Here is a 20,188-nt window from a genome sequence, read left to right on the forward strand (position 1 = left end):
GCAGTCACCATGTTCAAACGAATCCTGATCCCCGTGGACGGCAGCGAAACCGCCAATAAGGCCCTGGTCGCCGGCCTGCGCATGGCACGCGAAACCAGCGCCAGCGTGCGGCTGCTGCATGCCATCAATGAACTGGGCGCCATGGCTGCCGATGGCACTTACTCCGGCGACGTGGCCGGCATGCTGCGCGAAGGCGGCGCCAAAGTGCTGTCCGATGCCACGGCCATCGCGCAGTCGGCCGGCGTGGCGGCCGACCAGAGCCTGTGCGAAGAACTCGGCAAACGCCTGGGCGAAGTCGTGGCCGAGGCCGCCAAACTCTGGGGCGCCGACCTCGTGGTCGTCGGCTCCCACGGCCGGCGCGGCCTGGGGCGTGTGCTGCTGGGCAGCGGCGCGGAAGAGATTTTGCGACTGGCGCCAGTGCCTGTGCTGGTGGTTCGGGATGCGGCTGCGCAAGGTGGCGGCCAGGCCGCGGGCAAAGCCTAATAGGAGGTGGCCGCACCTACTACGCTCACTCACGCCGGGTACTGGCAAGGCGTATTTTGTGTGGGAATGAAATTAGTTTGGGAGCTCGAGTTGCGGCACTTTATAGACGGTAACGGACAGCTTGTACTCACAGAGTTCAACATCCCTGATGCTGGCGCAGGCCAGTTTCAGGTCCTCAGATATGAGGCGGCAAACGATGATGCCGCGCACGCGCTGCCTAGGTTCGGCCAGTTCCCTGCGAACCCAGTTCATGTACCGTAGCAACTGGCCAACTACGCGGTCATAACCGCGAGAGACTTTCAGCTCAAGGACAACAAAGGCGTTGGACTGGTCCAGAGCCAGAATATCGATGCGCCGACCGCCGCCGGCCTCGAACTCGATCCCACGGATGCCTTCGTCCTCATAGAGCCGCAACCCAGGCTCGATGCACTCAAGGTTTTCAGCAAGGTAGCGCTGCAGATCTTTCTCAAGGAGAAATTCCGACGAGCCAGGTGCTGCCTCTTCGTCTTCTTGCTCCTCATCGACGGCCGCGTCTGCCTCCTGGCGCGCCACATCGCCGACGACCATTTCATGAATTGGCGCAGGATCCTTCCCAGGTTCATAAAGGCGGTACTGACCCGAATCCACCTTGAATAAGAGGTCATCGGTTTCATTTGTGGCTGAGTGGTGCAGCCGGCTGCGGTCATTCGTCGCCGCCTGGACCAGATGCGCGCGGATGCTACCCGGCTTTAACAAGGGGTAATTCTTGGCGAACCATTCAACTGCGCGCGAGGTCGTAAACACCTGGCCCGGTTTCAGGCCCCAGGTAAGAAGCATGTCCTTTAGCAGCGCCCGGGTTGGTTTGTCGTAGTGTTGTCTTGCCATGTCAACTCCAAAAACAAAGCTCCCGGCCGCATGGCAAAGATAACTCAAGGGTATCTCATCCATTCCCAGCCGTAGAAGGATTTATTGGATGTTTAATCGAGACACTGCCGAGTTAATAAAAGCGACCCTGATGCTTCACACCATCCGTGACGATCTGGGCCGCCTGGACTTCCAGCCACCGTGTAGCTTGTCACTGGCTCAACAATTCGGTGACCGTTGGGTGTTGAACACAGAACCGATACAAGAATAACGGAGTGGAAGTAGTAGCTTGTTACTTGACTTCGCTCTTTATGGATTCGATGAGGTCATCAATTGATGGTGCTTTGCGCAGCCTCATCAGGCTAGTTACAAGCCATATGAAGCAAACGATTGCACCAATTACGAAGATTGCTCGCCACGTGTCAGCGGACAGACTCCAGGCAGCCTTAAATTCTGCGGAGCAGAACACTAAAACAATTGTGATGAAAAGGCCTAGAGGTACTTGCCATGCTTGAGTAGAAGTCCATTTTCCAAGGTATTCCAGCAGTCTTAGTCGCAGTTTGTCTTCAGTAATCCTAATTAGCTTTTGCGAAGTGTTGTTGTGGTCTTCTACGATCGCTATTCCTGAGTTCTCTCCGATTGGAGGAATATTGTTCATGACAAGAGGCCCCCCATCATGAGCCCGCCACCCATCATGATTTGCAGCTCAATCTTGGTGTAATTGCTTAGCCGATATACGATGGCCAAATAATAGATTGGTGAGCCTGTCTTTGACTGTGCGAAGCGGGTGGGCTTGTTGGTAACTGCGCCGAGAGGCTCGTTGAAATTCGCGAATGACATTTCAACGACGTTGCCAATCCACTCATGCCGAATTATTGGTGCTTCTTTCTCTCGATAATCTTTCAAGGGGGCAGTAGTTAACTTGAGATGTAGAACTTCGGTGGAAGTGATCGGCACATCTAGCTCAGCGGTTTCACCATCGCCTATGAATATAGTGGTGAATGCTAGTACAGTTTTGTTCCCTACTCTCATTCTTATCCCTTGTGTTTGTTGGTTCTCGTAAGTTGTCGTTCTGCGACGTCGGGCCGGCCACCCCGGCAATAGAGCTAGAGGGCGACTAGTTCAGCGATCTTCGCTGCGACGTTTGCCATCGCCTCTTCTGCAGTGCTCAGGCCGCTTCGCGAGCCGAGCAGTGGGCTGACTTCGCGGAGAGCTTCATACGTCGTGTCGTGCACGATAGGAACGAGCAGGTCACGCGCTAGGAGTACCGAAAGCTCTTTGTCGGCGATGCCCTCTCCCTGGACGCGGCGCAGCAGCGCAGGGGTCACCAGTACGATCCCGACTCGCGACTTCGCCAGTCCCTTGTCGATCTCACGCAGCAACGACGTGCCGAGAGCGACGTCCTTTTCGCTAAACCAGACTGTGACACCGAGCGACTCGAGCAGATCGTGCAGATCCTTGGCGGCCCCCTGCCGGTCGTCCCACGCGTGGCACAGGAAGACATCTCGAAGGTCAGGCAGCACCGCTCGCTTCTCGAAGCTGTCGCGGACCGGCGTGAGTGACCGTACTTCGGCAGGCGTGTACGACACGGGCGACCCCGCTCTCGACCAGCGCGGCCTTGAACTGCCGCTGGATCCACCACCGCCGCCGCTGCTGCTATAGCCACCCCCGCTGCTCCTCGGCGGGGAGTAGGACGGGTACGACCCGTAGCCGCCGTAGCGGTTATAGCCGCCACCACCGCATGCAGGGCAGTCTGCCCGACCGCTTGCTGTGCGATGACCCTGTACTGGTGCTGTGCATCTAGCCATTGGTGGTTCCTAGCTGTTTATGGGACGATGGTGTCTTGAACCGCCACATGGTAGGCTTTTTGTCACATTGCGCCTCCTCTGAATAGATGGGGCTGGACGCGAAAAAACCCTCTGTTCGGGAGAATTCTTGGGCGCATGGCTGACTGGCCGAATCCGATATAAAACCGGGACAAAAAGAACAAGCTGATGGATTGATGGGTGGTTGTTCGTCTATTCACGCTACAAAGGTTGCTGCCATGGAAAAAGTTGAAGAACTTTTTACGCGCTTGGATCAAGGTGATGACATTGATGGGATCAGGCGTGACATCGCAGATCTCATTGTTGAGTCCATGAATCAGAAGCGTGAAGAATTCGGTTATTGGGAGAAACATCAGTTTGGCGGTGCTATCGCAGCGTTAGGTCGAAACATTGCGATTGGGAATAAGGCATCTACATCCTCGCTGAGGATGTGTCTTTCCTGTATTGAGAACGCCTTTACACCGCCCGATGAGCGAGACGAAAATTACGTACCAGGCAAACCTGAAGTTGAGGCGCTTACGTTCGATCTGTTGATGGATGACGTACGCAAGCTAGGCGGTCACTAAATCGTCAAAAAAACCAATTACAAGAGGTAAGCGCCTTCCATTGGGAGCCCTCACCTTCTTCAAGGACGCAAAACTTTGAGGAAGCACAAAAGAAACACCCCGGCAATTCCCACCCCCATAAAAACCTTGGTGCGGAACACCACGGTCTTTGCCAGGGCATCCCCTTGCCTGGCCAGCTCGATGAAAAATTTGCTGGACTTGTCGGAGCCATGCAACTTGATCAGCTTGAGTTTTAGGGGTGTGATCCAGGCAAGGCCCAAAATCAGCCACGCAAACAGTCCACCGATGACAACAATATCTCTCATAAGAATCCTCTTTAACGCGGTTCTAATAGGCGCATGGAGATAGCCGCCGCTTCTTTCTTGATCACAGTCCTGGGTGTCTTCCCGGTCATAGCGCTGGTTGTGCAGGTATACCGCGACTCACGTGGAAAAAAACGCAACCTGGCCATGCGCTGCTATGCCTGCGATTCCGGCGGGTATTTGTTGCCCGTTCCGCACTACAAAGGGGATACCTTTCTCTATTGCCTGCCTTGTACAAAAAAGCAGTATAGAAGTGAACGGGTTTTGGGCTATGTGGTGCTATTGGTCGCCGCTGTTGGCTTAGTTGGCTGGGCGATTCTTTCCCGCGGATAGTCCATGTTGACATAGATCAATACCCGAATCGCTGCAGCCTCTAAATTACAGACGCTGCAACAGCAATTTTTCTGCATTCAAGCCATGAAGACCCTCTTCAGCCGCCGGAACACACGCTACACCGCTATCGTGATGCTATTCGCCTGGCTGATCACTTTGGGTGCAGGCATTGCCAATGCATGCCTGCTGAGCGATGGGCACGGCCATCCCGGGTCAGTGCAACAGCTTCAAGCGACCGCGCACGTCGAGGCAGACGAACACGCACAGGACCCCGACGAGGCGATTTGCCTGACGGTGTGCGCTGCGGAACAAACAGCCGCCATCAAAGTCAAGCCTTTTGACAATGCCGCTGATTCGCAACTGGCGCTCGTTGCGTGGGCGCCTGCGCTGACCGTTGCGCTTGTCGATCTTGATGATCGATCCGCACCCTTGAAAGCTGAGACCTGGCGCGAGCCGCCGGTGTCTATCCGCTTCCTGCGGCTCACCCTTTAAATCCTCGCTCCCCGGGCGTGGTGGCTCAGCGCGCAGGCGCTGGGGATTGCGCCTGCTTCATCTGTTCCGACGCCCTGACCGGCCCTGTCGGAACCTCCTCCCATCCAGCCTTGTTCCTTATTTTCCAAAGGAGTCTTTATGACTACGCCTCGCCATACCGTTCTGGCCATTGCAATGGCAGCAGCATCCTTCGGTGCCTTTTCACAGACCGATGCGGAACACACACAACACCATGCACCCGAAGCCGCAAAAAGGGCCCTCACGGCTCCAGCGGCCAAATCACCTTCCATGCCCCGGGAATCGATGCGGGCGATGGATGGAACGATCAAGGCCATGCGTGAGATGCACGAAAAAATGATGGCCGCGAAGACGCCTGAAGAGCGCAAAGCGCTGATGGCCGATCACATGAAAACCATGCAGGACGGCATGTCCATGATGGAAAAAATGGACTCCACGGGGGGCATGCCGGAGATGGGCGATATGAAGGGGACCGGCAAGGGACCAGGCACCATGAAAGGCGGTATGCCCATGAACATGATGGCCTCCCACGAGGCGATGCAAAAGCGCATGGAAATGATGACCACCATGATGCGGATGATGATGGATCGATTGCCCTCAGCCCCCGCTCAATAGTTCCAGCAAGCCGCCTGAGTCTGAACGCCTGGCCCTTCGCACCCAGGCACAAAGGAGTTTCAAATGAACGATACCCACGGGAATCCGCCCCAACACACGCCCCCACACACGTCTCCGACGCCGTTCTGGCGAACACGCTACGGCGCGGGATTTCTGGTGTTTGGCGCCATCGCAGCCTACTTTTTACTGACCGAGCATCTGGCACATGTGGTGGGTTTGCTCCCGCTGCTGTTGCTGCTGGCCTGCCCATTGATGCACGTGTTCATGCATCACGGCCACGGAAGCCATCACCATGGCGACCTTCCGCCCCCTCCTGATGCCGGCAAGCCAAACCCATCCCAAGGCGGAGGCGCATCATGAGCCAGGACCAACCCGCCTACGGCCTGTGGACGCTGGTGATCTTCAATTCGGCGATCTTCATCATGTTTGCCTACAGCTTTTTTAAACCAGCCACGGCCAGGGACTGGCGAACTTTCAGCGCATTCTCGGCATTCATCGTGGCCTTGTTTGTGGAGATGTACGGCTTCCCGCTCACCATCTACCTTCTGTCCGGATGGCTGCAAACCAGGTACCCGGGCCTGGACATCCTGACGCATGATGCCGGCCACCTGTGGAGCACGCTGATGGGAGAGAAAGGCGATCCCCATTTCGGGCCCTTGCATATCGCAAGCTATGTATTGCTGGGCTCCGGCTTCTACCTGCTGTCCAAGGCCTGGAATGTGCTGTACCACGCACAGCGCAGGCACGCCCTGGCGACCGCCGGGCCTTATGCCCGGATTCGGCATCCGCAGTACGCGGCATTTGTCCTGATCCTGCTGGGTTTTCTGATCCAGTGGCCTACCCTGCTGACCTTGCTGATGTTTCCGGTCCTGCTGCTGATGTACGGGCGGCTGGCCTTGGCTGAGGAAGCGGAGATGCGCGCCCGGTTCGGCGCTGAATTCGACAGCTACGCGAGGCGCACGCCCCGGTTCTTTCCGCGCTTCGGACAGCCGGCCTCGGCGGCTTGAGCCCATGAATTCGCAGTACCCGTTTCACCGTGAGGCCACGGTTCAGGTGGCGGCGAGTCCCCAGGCGGTATTCGCGCTGCTGGACGACCCTCAACGGCTGGCGGCGCACATGGAGAAGCCCTCGCTGATGATGGCGGGAGCCGCCATGAAGATCGAGACCGACGGCAACAAGGGCAAAGCGCTCGGTTCGGTGATCACCATCAAAGGACGGATGCTCGGCATGGCCCTGTCGGTGTCGGAGAAAGTGACTGACTATGCGCCGCCGCTGCGCAAGTCGTGGGAAACCTTCGGCCAAACGCATCTCCTGGTCGTGGGCGCCTATCGGATGGGTTTTGTGCTTGCGCCGGACGCCGGGTCGTCGCAGGAGTGGTCACGGCTGCGTGTGTGGATTGATTACGACTTGCCCGCGGGACCATGGGCGCGCTTGCCCGGGAAACTTTTGGGGCGAATCTATGCCGACTGGTGTGTGCAACGCATGGCGACCGACGCAGCGCGTGCATTTTTGAAAGAAGAAGCCAGGGGGCCTTAGCTGCCTGGCTAAACACCTTGAACCAAGGCGGCGCCTGTATCCTTGAAAAAAAACAGGCGCCGCAGGGCTTTATTTGCCCAGCCCGATTGCCGCGCGCATCTTCTCCAGCTGCTCCGCCGTCGGCACCACAAAGGAGAATTGCGGGCCCAGGTCCATGGCGACGGCGAGTGGCTTGGACGGTGCCGTCAGGCCCTGGAAGGCGGCAACGGCCTTTTTGGCGGCGGCATCGGGCACGCTGGCATGCAGGTAGAGGCCAAAGCCGACGCTCGTGGCCTTGGTTGGAACCACCACGAGGCGTGCCTGGTGCACCTTTTCGGAGCGCCCGGCAAGGCCCTTGAGGCTGACGCCCAGCGCGGCGGGCTCGCGGGTGACGACGCCTGCCCAGGACTGCTCCTCCCACGCAAAGACGGCTTTGGCAATCAGGCCCTGCTGGCCGACGGTGGCTTGCGGTGCGACGTCCTCCACATTGCCGCACAGGCCTTCGGCTTTGGCGATGGCCGCTTCCACGCCGGCGGCGGTGCCAAAACATTTGGAGCGCTGAAGCTGGTCCAGCACGGCTTTCTGCTCCGCCGGCGGCAGGGTTTTCAGCGCCACGGCGCCCGCATCGGTGGCGGCCTTGCCGGCAGTGGTGATGGCCAGCACGGCGGGCTGGACCACTTCATTGTTGAATACCGCGAGCTTGTAACCGCTCATCAGGCCGGTGACCTGGTTGGTGTAGACCCAGCAATAAGGTGTACGCCCCGAGGCGGTGATGTCGTCCACTTTCTTGATGGCATACAGCGGCGCCTGCGGCAGGCCGGCGCGGCCTATGAAGGCATGCATTTCCTGTTCGGCCACGGCGCTTTGGTAGGCGGCCTCACCGCGGAAGAGCTGGGGGTTCATATAGGCCCCTCCCTCGCAGTTTTGTGCCTGGGCGGCCGGTGACAGGCAGGCGGCGGCCAGTGAAAAGGAAATGAGGGACAGATAACGCATGTTGGGCTCCCGAAGCAGTGGCGTTTGGCGTTGAGATAACTGGGCTGTGGCTACCCGAATTGGTAACCAAACGTCACAAGCACGCTTTGGGCCATCATACTGACGCCCTGGCTGAAAATGCTAACTTTTTACTGCGGGTTGACCCGAGTATTAGGCTGAAAGCGTAGCCATCAGTTCTACAGTTTGACACTCCGGCACCCGAGCTCCCCCTATCAAGGCAGCGCCTGTATTCTTGAAAAAAACACATGCATCAGGTCCGTGAACGCATCCGCCGGAACGGTTTCGTGCCGGCGGGCGTCCAGTTCGGCGATGTGCTCCATCTCCATGGGCTGTGCCTCAAGCGCCGCCATGGAGATGTCCTTGAAGATGCGTTCCTGGGTGGTCGTGATGTAGACGATGCGGCAGTTGTGGTGGCGCATGTCGGTCGCGATCTGGACGTACTTCCTCAGCACCGCCTGCTCCGGGCCTTCCAGGATCTGGGCGAACACGCCGCCCCCAAAAACCAGCAGGCCGGTGATGCCCAGGGGCGGGTTGTTTTTGGCCGCGCTTTTCAGGACGCCGTTCACGGCTTCTTCGTTGATGCCTTCATGGGCGTCGCTGATGTAGAGCAGTCTGATCATGATGCGTGCCCCCTGAACTGGATTTGCAGTACCCGGATATGCAAGAGCTGGCTTGCCTGCCTGGTCTGAACCCCATCATCCCCTTATTCCAGCTTATTGAACAGGTGAGCCGTTCAGGCAGAAAAAAACCCTCCGCTCAGGGGAGGGTTTGTTGGCCAGTACGGAGATCGGCGTTCTCCGCGCAGGTACCGGGCAAAGGCTAGCCCAGGCGCCCTTCTTGCCGCAGCCGCGCTCCAATCCGCTGGATCTCCGCCTCCCCCTGGGCCAGCGCCGCCCGGCTGGTGTGCACCGAGTAATAACCCATGACCAGTTCATGCGGATGTTTGACGGCCGAGCCCAGCACAAAGGCCGTGTCGCCCTGGGCCGTGAAGGCTATGGCCTCGCCGGACTCTTCGAACACCGCGAGTTCGCCGGTGGCTATGGGGCCGCCGCTGTCGTCGCCCGTATCCAGCCGTCCCTGGTTAACCGCGACCCAGCCCACGGTGTGGCCTTCGGGCGGTGTGTAGCGCCACTGCTCGCCGTCCTTGAGCTTGACAGCCAGGTAATTCATCTGGGCCGGCGCGGGAATCAGGCTTTGCGCCGCGCCATAGCGGCCCAGCAGCACACGCGCCGGGCCTTCTTGCGGCAACTGTTCGGGCGAAAGGTAAAGGCTTTCGGCCGGCGCGTTTTCTTCGGCCGCGGGCAGCGCGACCCAGAGCTGGAAGCCCTGGACCGGTGAATCGCTGACGGGCGCGCCTGTGTGCCAGACGCCATTGCCGGCGCGCATCCATTCGACGCCGCCGGCCGGCAGCACGCCTTTTTTGCCGGTCGTGTCTTCGTAGCTGACCTGGCCTTCGACCATATAAGTCAGCGTGGCGATGCCTGAATGCGGGTGCATGCCGAAGCCTTTGTGGCCGGCCGCCGGCTTGAAACCGAACAGGTCCAGGAACACAAACGGCTTGAGGAACTCACCCAGGTCGCCGGGGCTGACCAGCCGCGTGATGGGCCCATGGGCGCTGCCGCGTGTGCGGTACACGATGGCGCGGGCGGCGCTTGCAACCGCGGCGCTGCTCATACAGCCTCCCTGGCGGTCTTGAGCGCCCTCGCCCACCAGGCCATGTCGTCCAGCAGGCCGGTGGCGGCCTGGGCCAGGTGCGGGAAGTCCTCAAAGCTTTTGCCCTGCTTCCAGATGCCCATGAACTCCACCATGCCGATGTGCACCGCATTGCGCACGGGCGCCATCTGCAGCTCGGTGGCGACCAGGCGCAACTGCTCGACGGCACGCGCAGCGCCCACGCCGCCGTAGCCGACAAAACCTATGGGTTTGCGGATGAATTCCTTGTAGGCATAGTCCAGCGCGTTTTTGAGCACGGCGCTGGGGCCGTGGTTGTATTCGGGCGTGACGACGATCAGGCCGTCCAGCGTGGCGAGCTTGGCGGCCCAGCGCTGCGCGGCCTCGTTTTTGACGGGCGCCCAGGCCGGCGACATGGGCTCGGCGAAGAAAGGCATGGGGTGGTCGCGCAAGTCTATCAGCTCAAAGGCCAGGTCTGTGCGCTGCTGGGCAAGGCTGTGTATCCATTGCGCGGGCTTGTCGCCGAAGCGGCCTTCGCGGGTGGAGCCGATGACGATGCCGATGCGGGGTGTGTTTGAGTTCATGGGATGGTCCTGGAAAACAAGGTGGGAGGCCTGGGCGGCCCATGGACTGAAGATTAGGGCTGCACTCATTCATTGACTAGATGGCAGAATCGGATTGCACTGATCCACTCAAAGAAGGAATAAGCCATGCTGGACCTCAACGACATCGCCCTGTTTGTGCAGGTGGTGCGCTGCGGCAGTTTTGCCGAGGCGGCGCGGCGCCTGGGCCTGCCGGCCAATACCTTGAGCCGGCGCGTCCAGCAGCTGGAAAGCCGGCTAGGCACACGGCTGATGCAGCGCTCCACGCGCAAGCTCACCTTGACCAGCGCGGGCCAGGCTTTTTATGAGCGCTGCGCGGGCGCGGTTGACGGGCTGACCGAGGCCGGCCAGGAACTGGTGACGGGCAGCCAGGAGCCCAGCGGCCTGGTGCGCGTGGCGGCGACCGCCGATTTTTTTGATTTTTTCCCCATGGAATGGGTGACCGAGTTCCTGGCCGCGCACCCGCGCGTGCGGCTGGATTTTGTGCTCAGCGACGCCCACGCCGACCTGATTGCCGAGCAGATCGACGTGGCCTTCCGTGGCGGCCCGATGCGTGACTCGGGCTATGTGGGCCGCCAGTTGCTGGGCGCGCGCAGCGATGGCATGGTCGCCAGCCCGGCCTACATCGCCGCGCGCGGCGCGCCGGCCACGCTGCAGGATTTGCTGGAGCACGACTGCGTGACCTCACCCCACCCCAGCGGCCGCACCACCTGGCGGCTGGCAGGCCCCGGTGGTGTGGATGAAGAAGTGCAGGTCGCGGGACGCTTCAGCGGCAACACCGCCCAGGCCCTGCGCAAAGCCACCCTGGCCGGCCTGGGCATCGCACTGCTGCCGCCCGCCATGGCCAGGCTGGACGTGCAGGCCGGGCGGCTGGTCCCCGTGCTGCCGCAGTACCAGCGCACGGGCCACGGGCTCAGTGTGCTTTACCCTAGCCGGCGGCAGTTGCCGCTGGCGGTGTCGGCTTTTATTGCGTTGGTGATGGAGAAGCTCAGTGAAGTGGAGACGCTTCCGGAGATATTTCGTGTCGGGGGGTGACCCGACTCCCCCTTTTGTTTTGAGTTCCGGAGCCGGGGGTAGCCCGGCAGCTACTCACTTTTCTTTTGCTTCGCCAAAAGAAAAGTAAGCAAAAGAAAAGGCGACCCTACTTGCTGCGTCCCTCCGCTGCGCTGCGGGCAACCTGCGGTGCTCGGTCCAGCCGGGGTCTCGCTAAACTCGCTCCGCTGCGCTTCGCTCAAACAACGCGATCCCTGATCCGTCTGGCCCTGCGCTCCTCGGCGCATCCAGAAGGGGTGGGAACAGGAATACCAAACAGCCGAAGACAAAACCCTGAATACCGAAAACCACAAGGACACGCCATGGCGTGTCCTTGTTTGTATTTGTCTTCTTGGTTTTCTGTCTTCTGTCCCCGTTCCCGATTGCCCCGTCCTGGCTGGGCCGAGGAGCGCAGAGACAAGCGGATCAGGGCCGGCGTTGTCTGAGCGAAGCGAGTTTAGCCGGACCCCGCTTGGCTCGAGCACCGCAGGTTGCCCGTAGCGCAGCGAAGGGACCCAGACTGCGGGTCGCCTTTCTTTTGGGTACTTTTCTTTGGCGAAGCAAAGAAAAGTGCCTCGCCCGCCGGGGCGAGACCCGGCCAGCTGAACTAAGAAGGAAAGAGGATGAGGAGGGAGAGCGCGTTCGCCGGAGCAAGACCCGGCTAAAGCCCCTTCCGAACCACCAGCGGTTCACTCACAAGCGACAGCAGGTAATCAATGTCTGCCGGCTTGACCACATGATGGTCAAAGCCCGCATGCTGCGAGCGCTGGCGGCTCTCGGCCTCGCCGTAGCCCGTCAACGCGATCATCAACGCATCCCTGGACTCTGGGCTGCTGCGCAGCTGGCGGGCCACTTCAAAACCGTCCATGCCGGGCAGGCCGATGTCGAGGATGAGCACGTCGGGCGCGAACTCCCGGGCCATGGTGAGTGCTGCCGCGCCGTCATTCGCGATCCTGACCACATAACCTTCGAGTTCGAGCAGGACCTTGAGCGTGTCGGCCGATGCCGGCAGGTCGTCGACGACCAGGATTTTGCGGGAAGCGGCCGGCGCCGGCCTTGCGGGCTTGGGTGCCGGTGCGGCGGGCGGGGCGGCTCCCTCGGCCATCACGCGGGCCGGGAAGTACACGGAGATGCGGCAGCCCTTGCCGCGTCCCTCGCTGTGCGCCTCCACCCTGCCCTGGTGCAACTGCACCAGGTGCTTGACCAGCGTGAGGCCTATGCCCAGGCCGCCCTGGGCGCGGTCCAGCGCCTGGTCGCCCTGGGCGAACAGGTCAAAGATATGCGGCATGAATTCGGCCTCTATGCCCTGGCCGCTGTCCGAGACGGTGATGCACAGCTCATCGCCCTGGAGCGAAGCGCCCAGGCTGATCTTTCCCCCCGGGTCGGTGAACTTGGAGGCGTTGTTGAGCAGGTTGGACAGCACCTGCGACAGGCGCACCAGGTCGCCCTGCACGACGATTGCCTCACCAGGGATGTCAACGATGAGCTCCTGCTGCCTGGCGGCCAGCAAGGGGTTGCTGGCCTCGACGGCGCGCTCGCACAGGGTGGACAGCCGCACCGCCTCCATGTGCACGGTGACCTTGCCGCGGACGATGCGCGAGACGTCCAGCAGGTCGTCGACCATCCTGGACATATGGTCCACCTGGCGGGCGATCACGTCGCGCGCCCAGGCCACGGTCGGGTCGGCGACCTGGGCCCCGTGGATGATGTGCACCGCATTGCGTATGGGCGCCAGCGGGTTGCGCAGCTCATGCGCCAGCATGGCGAGGAACTCGTTCTTGCGGCGGTCGGCTTCCTGCACCAGGGTGTAAAGCCTGGCGTTCTCCATGGCGATGGAGGCCCGGCCCACGACTTCACTGAGCAAGGCCGCATCGGCCTGCGCGAAGCCGCCGGCCCTGCCGAAGAGGATCAGCGCGCCCAGCTGCTGTTCGCCGGCCACCAGCGGGCAGACGGCCATCTCTTCATGGTCGGCCGGCAATTCCGGCCACTCGGCGGGCGGCGTGGCCGCGGGCTGCGCCGCACACAGCTCGGTCGCGGGCAGGAAGGCGATTTCCCGCGTGAGCATGGCATTACGCACCAGCGCCGCCATGGAGGGGCTCAGGTCGCGCTGGCATTCCAGCAGCACCGGGCCCACTGAGGGATCGGCGCTGCCCGAAATCTTGAGGCAGCGGCAGTGCAGATCGCCATGGCCATCGAGCAGGGCAACGGCCGCCATGTCGCCCAGGCCGGGCACCGCGATGTCCGCCAGCGCGTGGGCGGTGGCGTCGATATGCAGGGACATCGAAAGCCGCTGGCTGGCCTCGGCCAGATAGGCGGCGCGGCGCGTGGCGTCTTCCGCCGCGGTGCGCGCCGCCTCGGAGCGCGCCAGCGCCTCGCGCTGTACGGCCTGCTGCTGCAGCTGCCGGTTCATGCGGTGCAGGTCGACAAACACCTTGACCTTGGAGCGCAGCACGCCGGGCACGACCGGGGACGAGATGTAGTCCACCGCGCCCAGCGCATAGCCCTTGGCGGCCTGGGCCTCGTCGACATAGGCAGTGATGAACAGGATGGGGGTCTGCGAGCTCTTTTTGTACTGCCGTATCAGGCTGGCGGTTTCCAGGCCGTCGATGTCGGGCATGTTCACGTCCAGCAGGATGGCGGCGAACTCCATCTCCAGGATCAGGCGCAGGGCCTCCCGGCCCGAACGGGCGCTGACGAGGTTCTGCCCCAGCTCCTCGAGGATGCTGCCCATGACGACGTGCTTTTCAGGCAGGTCGTCGACGATCAGGATGTTGACCGGGTCCGGGTTGAGCATGCTTGCCGGCTCCTGCGGCATGGCGAGGACGGCGCTCATCGCGGCAACCAGGCGCGCAGCACGGCGAGCAGGTTCTCCGTGTTGACGGGTTTGGACAGGTAATCCCAGGCGCCCGCCTCTATGCATTTCTCGCGGTCGCCCTTCATGGCCTTGGCCGTGACCGCGATCATGGGCAGGGTCTTGCCGGCCGGCAGCTTGCGGATTTCCTGCATGGTGACCAGGCCGTCCATCACCGGCATCATGATGTCCATCAGCACCACGCTGAGCCGCGGGTCGGAGGCAACCTTGGCGATGGCGTCATGGCCGTTGTCGGCCCAGACGATGTCCATGCCCTCTTCCTCGAGCACGGTGGCCAGCGCGAAGATGTTGCGCATGTCGTCGTCAACGATCAGCACCCGCTTGCCGGCAAGCGACTTGTTGGCGTCGTGCAGGGTCCTCAGGGTGCCGCGCTGCCGCTCCGTCATGCGCGCCTCGTTCACATGCAGGGCGTGCAGGGCCAGGTCCAGTACACGCGGGACGGACCTGGCCTCCCGGAACAGGTAGCCGTCGCGGGCCTGCCAGGCGGGCTGGTGCAGCGCGTCTATCGGGCCTTCGCGCCAGACCACCACCGGCAGCGGCCCCAGCACCGACGGGGCCGGCAAGGTATGGCGCAGCTGCTCGAAACCGTCCTCCAGCGAAGGCTCATCGGTGATGGCGCATTCAAAGCGCGCGAAGTCCTCGGGCTTGACCTCGGCCAGCGAGGCCACCGTCTGGCACAGGATGTGGCTGTGGCCCAGCAGGCCGGTGACCTCGGCGCGCAAGGCCTCGTCCTGCAGGGCGACCAGCACATGCCGCACCGGGCGCGAGACATAGCGGTGCAGCTGGTCCAGCATCTCGTCGAGCACTTCCTTGGCGGGGATGGGCTTGGCGATGAAGGCCATGGCGCCGCTGCGGTAGGCGCGCTCCTGGGAGTCGTCGGTGGAAATGACGCAGACCGGGATGTGGCGCACGCTGAAGTCCTGCTTGATGCGCTCCAGCACGCGCCAGCCTTCCATGTCGGGCAGGTGCATGTCCAGGGTGATGGCCGAGGGCTTGAATTCGGCGGCCAGCGTCAGCGCGCCGGCGCCCAGCGAGGTCACCAGGCCCTTGAAGCCCTTGGCGCGCGCGGCATCGAGCAAAAAGCTGGCGAAAGCCAGGTCGTTCTCGACGATCAGCAGCACGAAGTCGCCAGGCTGAATGTTGTGCCTGTCGTCCGCGGCTTCGTCGGCCGGCGCGGGCGCGTCCAGGGACAGGGCGGCGTCGTCGAAGCTGCTGTCCTGCTTTTCAAAACCCAAGCGGCTGATGGGCACGGCGGTTTCGATGCGTTGTTCGGCACTGCCGCCGGGCTTGCGCGCGCCGCGCCACGAGGAATAGGTCAGCGGCAGGTAGAGCACAAAGCTGCTGCCCTCACCCGGCGCGCTGGACAGCCGTATCTCGCCGCCCAGCAGTCGCGAGAGTTCGCGGCTGATGGCCAGGCCCAGGCCGGTACCGCCGTATTTGCGGGAGGTCGAGCCGTCGGCCTGCTGGAAGGCCTCAAAAATGATCTGCTGCTTGTCGGCGGAAATGCCTATGCCGGTGTCGGTGACGGAAAACGCCAGCACCTGCTGGGCGCGGTTGAGTTCTTCGTGGTCAGTACTCCAGCCGGTAAAGGCCTCCTCGATGGCCAGGGCCACGTGGCCCTGGTGGGTGAACTTGAAGGCGTTGGACAGCAGGTTCTTGAGGATTTGCTGCAGGCGCTTGACGTCGGTCACCATGGACACCGGCAGCTGCAGCCCGGTGGTGATCAGGAAGTCCACGTTCTTGGCCTCGGCCACGTGGCGGAAGGTGCGCTCCACATACATCTGCAGGTCGGACAGCCGCAGTTCGTTGACGTCCACGACCACCGTGCCCGACTCGATCTTGGACAGGTCCAGGATGTCGTTGATCAGCATCAGCAGGTCGTTGCCCGATGAATGGATGGTCTTGGAAAACTCCACCTGCTTGGCCGTCAGGTTGCCTTCGGAGTTCTTGCACAGCTGGTCGGACAGGATCAGCAGGCTGTTGAGCGGCGTGCGCAGCTCGTGCGACATATTGGCCAGGAACTCCGACTTGTACTTGGAGGTCAGCGACAGCTGCTTGGCTTTTTCCTCGAGCGCCTGGCGGGCCTGCTCGACCTCCTGGTTCTTGCGCTCCACCTCGTCGTTCTGCTGCACCAGCAGGTGGGCTTTTTCCTGCAGCTCCTCGTTGGTCTGCTGCAGTTCCTCCTGCCGGCTTTGCAGCTCCTGCGCCAGGGACTGCGACTGGGTCAGCAGGTCTTCGGTGCGCATATTGGCCTCGATCGTGTTGATCACGATGCCGATACTTTCCGTGAGCTGGTCCAGGAAGGCCTGGTGCGTGGGGTTGAAGCGCTCGACCGAGGCGAGTTCCACCACGCCCCTGACCTGGCCCTCAAAGATGATGGGCAGCACCAGGATGTCCATGGGCGCCACTTCCGTGAGGCCCGAGGATATCTTCAGTCCCTGCGGCATGGAGGAGGTCAGCAGGATCTTCTGCTTGTCGAAGGCGCACTGGCCAATCAGGCCCTGGCCCAGGTCGATTTCCTTGCCGTAGGCACCCTGCCCGTCGGAGGCATAACTGGCCATCAAGCGCAGGCGCGGTCTTTCCTGGGTGTAGCTCAGCACATAAAACTCGGCCTGCTGGGCGCCCACCACGGGCGCGAGTTCCGAGAGGATCAAATGGCCCACGGCCACCAGGTCCTTCTGGCCCTGCAGCATGCGGCTGAACTTGGCCAGGTTGGTCTTGAGCCAGTCCTGCTCGGTGTTGACCTGGGTGGTGTCCTTGAGGTTGCGGATCATTTCATTGATGGTGTCTTTCAGCGCGGCCACCTCGCCCAGCGCTTCCACCGTGATGGAGCGCGTCAAGTCGCCCTGGGTCACGGCGGTCGCCACCTCGGCAATGGCGCGCACCTGGGTCGTCAGGTTGGCGGCCAGCTGGTTGACGTTTTCGGTCAGGCCTTTCCAGGTACCCGCCGCGCCCGGCACCTTGGCCTGGCCGCCCAGCTTGCCCTCCACCCCCACCTCGCGCGCCACCGAGGTCACCTGGTCGGCGAAGGTGGCCAGCGTGTCGGTCATGCCGTTGATGGTGTCGGCCAGCGCGGCGATCTCGCCCTTGGCCTCCACGGTCAGCTTGCGCTCCAGGTCACCGTTGGCCACGGCCGTCACCACGCGCGCAATGCCGCGCACTTGGCTGGTCAGGTTGCCGGCCATGAAGTTCACGTTGTCGGTCAAGTCCTTCCAGGTGCCGGCCACGCCCTGCACGTCGGCCTGGCCGCCCAGCTTGCCTTCGGTGCCCACCTCTCGGGCAACCCGCGTCACTTCAGAGGCAAAAGACCGCAGCTGGTCCACCATGGTGTTGATGGTGTTCTTGAGTTCCAGGATCTCGCCCTTGACGTCCACCGTGATCTTTTTGGACAGGTCGCCGGCCGCCACGGCCTTGGTCACGTCGGCGATGTTGCGCACCTGGGAGGTCAAATTACCGGCCATGAAGTTCACGTTGTCGGTCAAATCCTTCCAGGTACCGGCCACGCCCTGCACATCGGCCTGCCCGCCCAGTTTGCCCTCGGTACCCACTTCACGCGCCACACGCGTCACTTCAGAGGCAAAGGAGCGCAACTGGTCCACCATGGTGTTGATGGTGTTCTTGAGTTCAAGAATCTCGCCCTTGACGTCCACGGTGATCTTCTTCGAAAGGTCACCAGCCGCCACGGCCGTCGTCACCTCAGCGATGTTGCGCACCTGGGCTGTCAGGTTGGAGCCCATGGAGTTGACCGAGTCGGTCAAGTCCTTCCAGGTACCGGCCACGCCCTGCACATCGGCCTGCCCGCCCAGCTTGCCCTCGGTGCCCACCTCGCGCGCCACACGCGTCACTTCCGACGCGAAGGAGCGCAGCTGGTCCACCATGGTGTTGATGGTGTTCTTGAGTTCAAGAATCTCACCTTTCACGTCCACTGTGATCTTTTTGGACAGGTCGCCGGCCGCCACGGCCGTCGTCACCTCAGCGATATTGCGCACCTGGCCCGTCAAATTGGAGCCCATGGAATTGACCGAATCGGTCAAATCCTTCCAGGTACCGGCCACGCCCTGCACATCGGCCTGGCCGCCCAGCTTGCCTTCGGTGCCCACTTCGCGCGCCACCCGTGTCACTTCTGAAGCGAAGGAGCGCAGCTGGTCCACCATGGTGTTGATGGTGGCCTTGAGTTCCAGGATTTCGCCCTTGACGTCCACCGTGATCTTTTTGGAGAGGTCACCGGCCGCCACGGCTTTGGTCACCTCGGCGATATTGCGCACCTGGCCCGTGAGGTTGGAGCCCATGGAGTTGACCGAGTCGGTCAAATCCTTCCAGGTGCCGGCCACACCCTGCACATCGGCCTGGCCGCCCAGCTTGCCCTCGGTGCCCACTTCGCGCGCCACCCGCGTCACTTCCGACGCGAAAGAGGACAGCTGGTCCACCATGGTGTTGATGGTGTTCTTGAGTTCCAGGATTTCGCCCTTGACGTCCACCGTGATCTTTTTGGAGAGGTCGCCGGCCGCCACGGCCGTCGTCACCTCGGCGATGTTGCGCACCTGGCCCGTGAGGTTGGAGCCCATGGAGTTGACCGAGTCGGTCAAGTCCTTCCAGGTACCGGCCACGCCTTGCACATCGGCCTGGCCACCCAGCTTGCCCTCGGTGCCCACCTCGCGCGCCACGCGCGTCACTTCCGACGCGAATGAGGAGAGCTGGTCCACCATGGTGTTGATGGTGTTCTTGAGTTCCAGGATCTCGCCCTTCACGTCCACCGTGATCTTTTTGGACAGGTCGCCGGCCGCCACGGCCTTGGTCACGTCGGCGATGTTGCGCACCTGGGAGGTCAAATTACCGGCCATGAAGTTCACGTTGTCGGTCAAGTCCTTCCAGGTGCCGGCCACACCCTGCACATCGGCCTGGCCGCCCAGCTTGCCCTCGGTGCCCACCTCGCGCGCCACGCGTGTCACTTCCGAAGCGAAGGACCGCAGCTGGTCCACCATGGTGTTGATGGTGTTCTTGAGCTCGAGAATCTCGCCCTTGACGTCCACCGTGATCTTCTTCGAAAGGTCACCGGCCGCCACGGCGGTCGTCACTTCGGCGATATTGCGCACCTGGGCTGTCAGGTTGGAGCCCATGGAGTTGACCGAATCCGTCAAGTCCTTCCAGGTACCGGCCACGCCTTGCACATCGGCCTGGCCGCCCAGCTTGCCCTCGGTACCCACCTCGCGCGCCACACGCGTCACCTCGGCCGAGAAGGTACCCAGTTGCTCCACCATCTTGTTGATGATCATGGCGGTTCGCAGGAACTCGCCTTCAAGCGCCTTGCCCTCGGCCTCCAGCGCCATGCTCTTGGACAGGTCGCCTTGCGCCACGGCGCCTATCACGCGCGCCACTTCGCTGGTCGGGTGCACCAGGTCGGCGATCAGCGAGTTGATGGACTCCGCGGAGTCGCGCCAGAAACCCGAAGCGTCCGGCACAAAGGCGCGCTCCTTGAGGCGTCCCTGCTTGCCGACCACGCGGCTCAGGCGTTCGAGTTCGCGCGCCATGCGCACGTTTTCAGAGACCACGTCGTTAAAGGCATCGGCCACCTTGCCGGGCACGCCGGTCCAGTCTTGCGGCAGCGAAGCGCGCGCATCGCCTTTTTTGAGGTCGGTCAAGGCGGTGAGCACTACCTTGGTTTGCTCCGTCACCGTCTCGGCTTCATCGAGCACGGTGTTGATGGCCATCGCGTTCTGCAACCAAAAGCCCGAGAGTTTGTCCTCGGGCAGGCGCCGGCTGGCACGTGTTGCCAGGCGGGACTTGGAGGCCAGGCCTTTGCAGCGGCTGGTGGTCGCCGTCGTCATGGCCGAGAGCTGGTTGAATTCGGCGGCGATCTTTCCATAGACGCCCTCCCACTCCGTTGGAAGTGTGACGCCCGCCTCTCCACGCCTGAGCGCGCTCAGGGATTTGAGAATGGACTTCAATTCGGTGTCGCGCTCCACCACCGAAAGCTTGGTCAAAGCTTCCATATCGTTCATCCTGTATTGAGGGTAACTTTTTGTAG

At 61.9% G+C, this 20,188-nt stretch carries 19 protein-coding genes; 9 read left to right on the plus strand and 10 right to left on the minus strand.

What is annotated here, in order from left to right:
• Positions 1-9: 9 nt before the first annotated feature.
• Positions 10-483: a universal stress protein gene (locus BLQ85_RS02000; RefSeq protein ID WP_074574377.1), complete on the plus strand. Its 474-nt coding sequence runs from the start codon at positions 10-12 to the stop codon at positions 481-483.
• 72 nt (positions 484-555) lie between these two features.
• Here the strand turns inward: BLQ85_RS02000 and BLQ85_RS02005 are convergent, their stop codons facing one another.
• The 3 genes from BLQ85_RS02005 to BLQ85_RS24740 all read right to left on the minus strand — a co-directional run bounded on the left by BLQ85_RS02005 (position 556) and on the right by BLQ85_RS24740 (position 2,849).
• A complete protein-coding gene (locus tag BLQ85_RS02005) occupies positions 556-1,347 on the minus strand; it encodes an endonuclease NucS domain-containing protein (protein ID WP_074574378.1) in 792 nt (263 codons plus the stop codon).
• A 633-nt stretch (positions 1,348-1,980) separates the two neighbouring features.
• On the minus strand, positions 1,981-2,283 hold the full coding sequence (locus BLQ85_RS24070; protein ID WP_139200858.1) for a hypothetical protein: 303 nt from the start codon (positions 2,281-2,283) through the stop codon (positions 1,981-1,983).
• Positions 2,284-2,432: 149 nt separating this feature from the next.
• Positions 2,433-2,849: a toll/interleukin-1 receptor domain-containing protein gene (locus BLQ85_RS24740; protein WP_254779644.1), complete on the minus strand. Its 417-nt coding sequence runs from the start codon at positions 2,847-2,849 to the stop codon at positions 2,433-2,435.
• 521 nt (positions 2,850-3,370) lie between these two features.
• On the opposite strand from BLQ85_RS24740, the gene BLQ85_RS02025 reads away from it, so the two are divergent.
• The gene (locus tag BLQ85_RS02025) at positions 3,371-3,718 is read left to right on the plus strand and encodes a hypothetical protein (RefSeq protein WP_074574381.1); all 348 of its coding nucleotides are present in this window, start codon (positions 3,371-3,373) and stop codon (positions 3,716-3,718) included.
• Between the two features lie 59 nt (positions 3,719-3,777).
• On the opposite strand, the gene BLQ85_RS02030 is transcribed toward BLQ85_RS02025, so the two are convergent.
• On the minus strand, positions 3,778-4,023 hold the full coding sequence (locus BLQ85_RS02030; protein WP_074574382.1) for a hypothetical protein: 246 nt from the start codon (positions 4,021-4,023) through the stop codon (positions 3,778-3,780).
• 33 nt (positions 4,024-4,056) lie between these two features.
• Between BLQ85_RS02030 and BLQ85_RS24075 the strand changes: the two genes are divergently transcribed.
• The 6 genes from BLQ85_RS24075 (at position 4,057) to BLQ85_RS02055 (ending at position 7,014) form a co-directional block, all read left to right on the plus strand.
• The gene (locus BLQ85_RS24075; protein WP_139200859.1) at positions 4,057-4,353 is read left to right on the plus strand and encodes a hypothetical protein; all 297 of its coding nucleotides are present in this window, start codon (positions 4,057-4,059) and stop codon (positions 4,351-4,353) included.
• A gap of 84 nt (positions 4,354-4,437) precedes the next feature.
• Positions 4,438-4,845 carry a hypothetical protein gene (locus tag BLQ85_RS02035; protein ID WP_074574383.1) on the plus strand — a complete coding sequence of 136 codons (408 nt, stop codon included), beginning with the start codon at positions 4,438-4,440 and terminating at the stop codon, positions 4,843-4,845.
• Positions 4,846-4,983: 138 nt separating this feature from the next.
• Positions 4,984-5,478: a hypothetical protein gene (locus BLQ85_RS02040; protein ID WP_074574384.1), complete on the plus strand. Its 495-nt coding sequence runs from the start codon at positions 4,984-4,986 to the stop codon at positions 5,476-5,478.
• A gap of 63 nt (positions 5,479-5,541) precedes the next feature.
• The gene (locus tag BLQ85_RS02045; protein ID WP_074574385.1) at positions 5,542-5,838 is read left to right on the plus strand and encodes a DUF2933 domain-containing protein; all 297 of its coding nucleotides are present in this window, start codon (positions 5,542-5,544) and stop codon (positions 5,836-5,838) included.
• Entirely contained in the window at positions 5,835-6,485 is a 651-nt protein-coding gene (locus tag BLQ85_RS02050) for a methyltransferase family protein (protein WP_074574386.1), read from the plus strand. Before BLQ85_RS02045 ends, BLQ85_RS02050 begins: the two co-directional genes overlap by 4 nt.
• Before the next feature lie 4 nt (positions 6,486-6,489).
• Positions 6,490-7,014, plus strand: coding sequence for an SRPBCC family protein (locus tag BLQ85_RS02055; RefSeq protein WP_074574387.1), 525 nt, complete (start codon positions 6,490-6,492; stop codon positions 7,012-7,014).
• A gap of 69 nt (positions 7,015-7,083) precedes the next feature.
• On the opposite strand, the gene BLQ85_RS02060 is transcribed toward BLQ85_RS02055, so the two are convergent.
• From BLQ85_RS02060 to BLQ85_RS02075, 4 genes are all read right to left on the minus strand, one after another.
• Positions 7,084-7,896, minus strand: coding sequence for a hypothetical protein (locus tag BLQ85_RS02060; RefSeq protein ID WP_217631795.1), 813 nt, complete (start codon positions 7,894-7,896; stop codon positions 7,084-7,086).
• A gap of 302 nt (positions 7,897-8,198) precedes the next feature.
• Positions 8,199-8,606 (minus strand): BLUF domain-containing protein, encoded by a 408-nt coding sequence (locus tag BLQ85_RS02065; RefSeq protein ID WP_074574389.1) that lies wholly within the window; start codon positions 8,604-8,606, stop codon positions 8,199-8,201.
• A 199-nt stretch (positions 8,607-8,805) separates the two neighbouring features.
• The gene (locus BLQ85_RS02070; protein WP_074574390.1) at positions 8,806-9,660 is read right to left on the minus strand and encodes a pirin family protein; all 855 of its coding nucleotides are present in this window, start codon (positions 9,658-9,660) and stop codon (positions 8,806-8,808) included.
• Positions 9,657-10,241 carry an NADPH-dependent FMN reductase gene (locus BLQ85_RS02075; RefSeq protein WP_074574391.1) on the minus strand — a complete coding sequence of 195 codons (585 nt, stop codon included), beginning with the start codon at positions 10,239-10,241 and terminating at the stop codon, positions 9,657-9,659. Before BLQ85_RS02075 ends, BLQ85_RS02070 begins: the two co-directional genes overlap by 4 nt.
• Before the next feature lie 126 nt (positions 10,242-10,367).
• Between BLQ85_RS02075 and BLQ85_RS02080 the strand changes: the two genes are divergently transcribed.
• Complete coding sequence (locus BLQ85_RS02080) at positions 10,368-11,294, plus strand: LysR family transcriptional regulator (protein WP_074574392.1); 927 nt, start codon at positions 10,368-10,370, stop codon at positions 11,292-11,294.
• Between the two features lie 658 nt (positions 11,295-11,952).
• Here the strand turns inward: BLQ85_RS02080 and BLQ85_RS02085 are convergent.
• Both BLQ85_RS02085 and BLQ85_RS02090 read right to left on the minus strand, forming a co-directional pair.
• Positions 11,953-14,124 (minus strand): hybrid sensor histidine kinase/response regulator, encoded by a 2,172-nt coding sequence (locus BLQ85_RS02085; RefSeq protein ID WP_254779646.1) that lies wholly within the window; start codon positions 14,122-14,124, stop codon positions 11,953-11,955.
• Positions 14,121-20,153 carry a hybrid sensor histidine kinase/response regulator gene (locus tag BLQ85_RS02090; RefSeq protein WP_083336735.1) on the minus strand — a complete coding sequence of 2,011 codons (6,033 nt, stop codon included), beginning with the start codon at positions 20,151-20,153 and terminating at the stop codon, positions 14,121-14,123. The genes BLQ85_RS02085 and BLQ85_RS02090 overlap by 4 nt, the downstream gene beginning before the upstream one ends.
• Between the last annotated feature and the right edge of the window lie 35 nt (positions 20,154-20,188).

Origin of the sequence: Polaromonas sp. JS666 (assembly GCF_900103405.1) — a bacterium.
Lineage (GTDB): Bacteria > Pseudomonadota > Gammaproteobacteria > Burkholderiales > Burkholderiaceae_C > Polaromonas.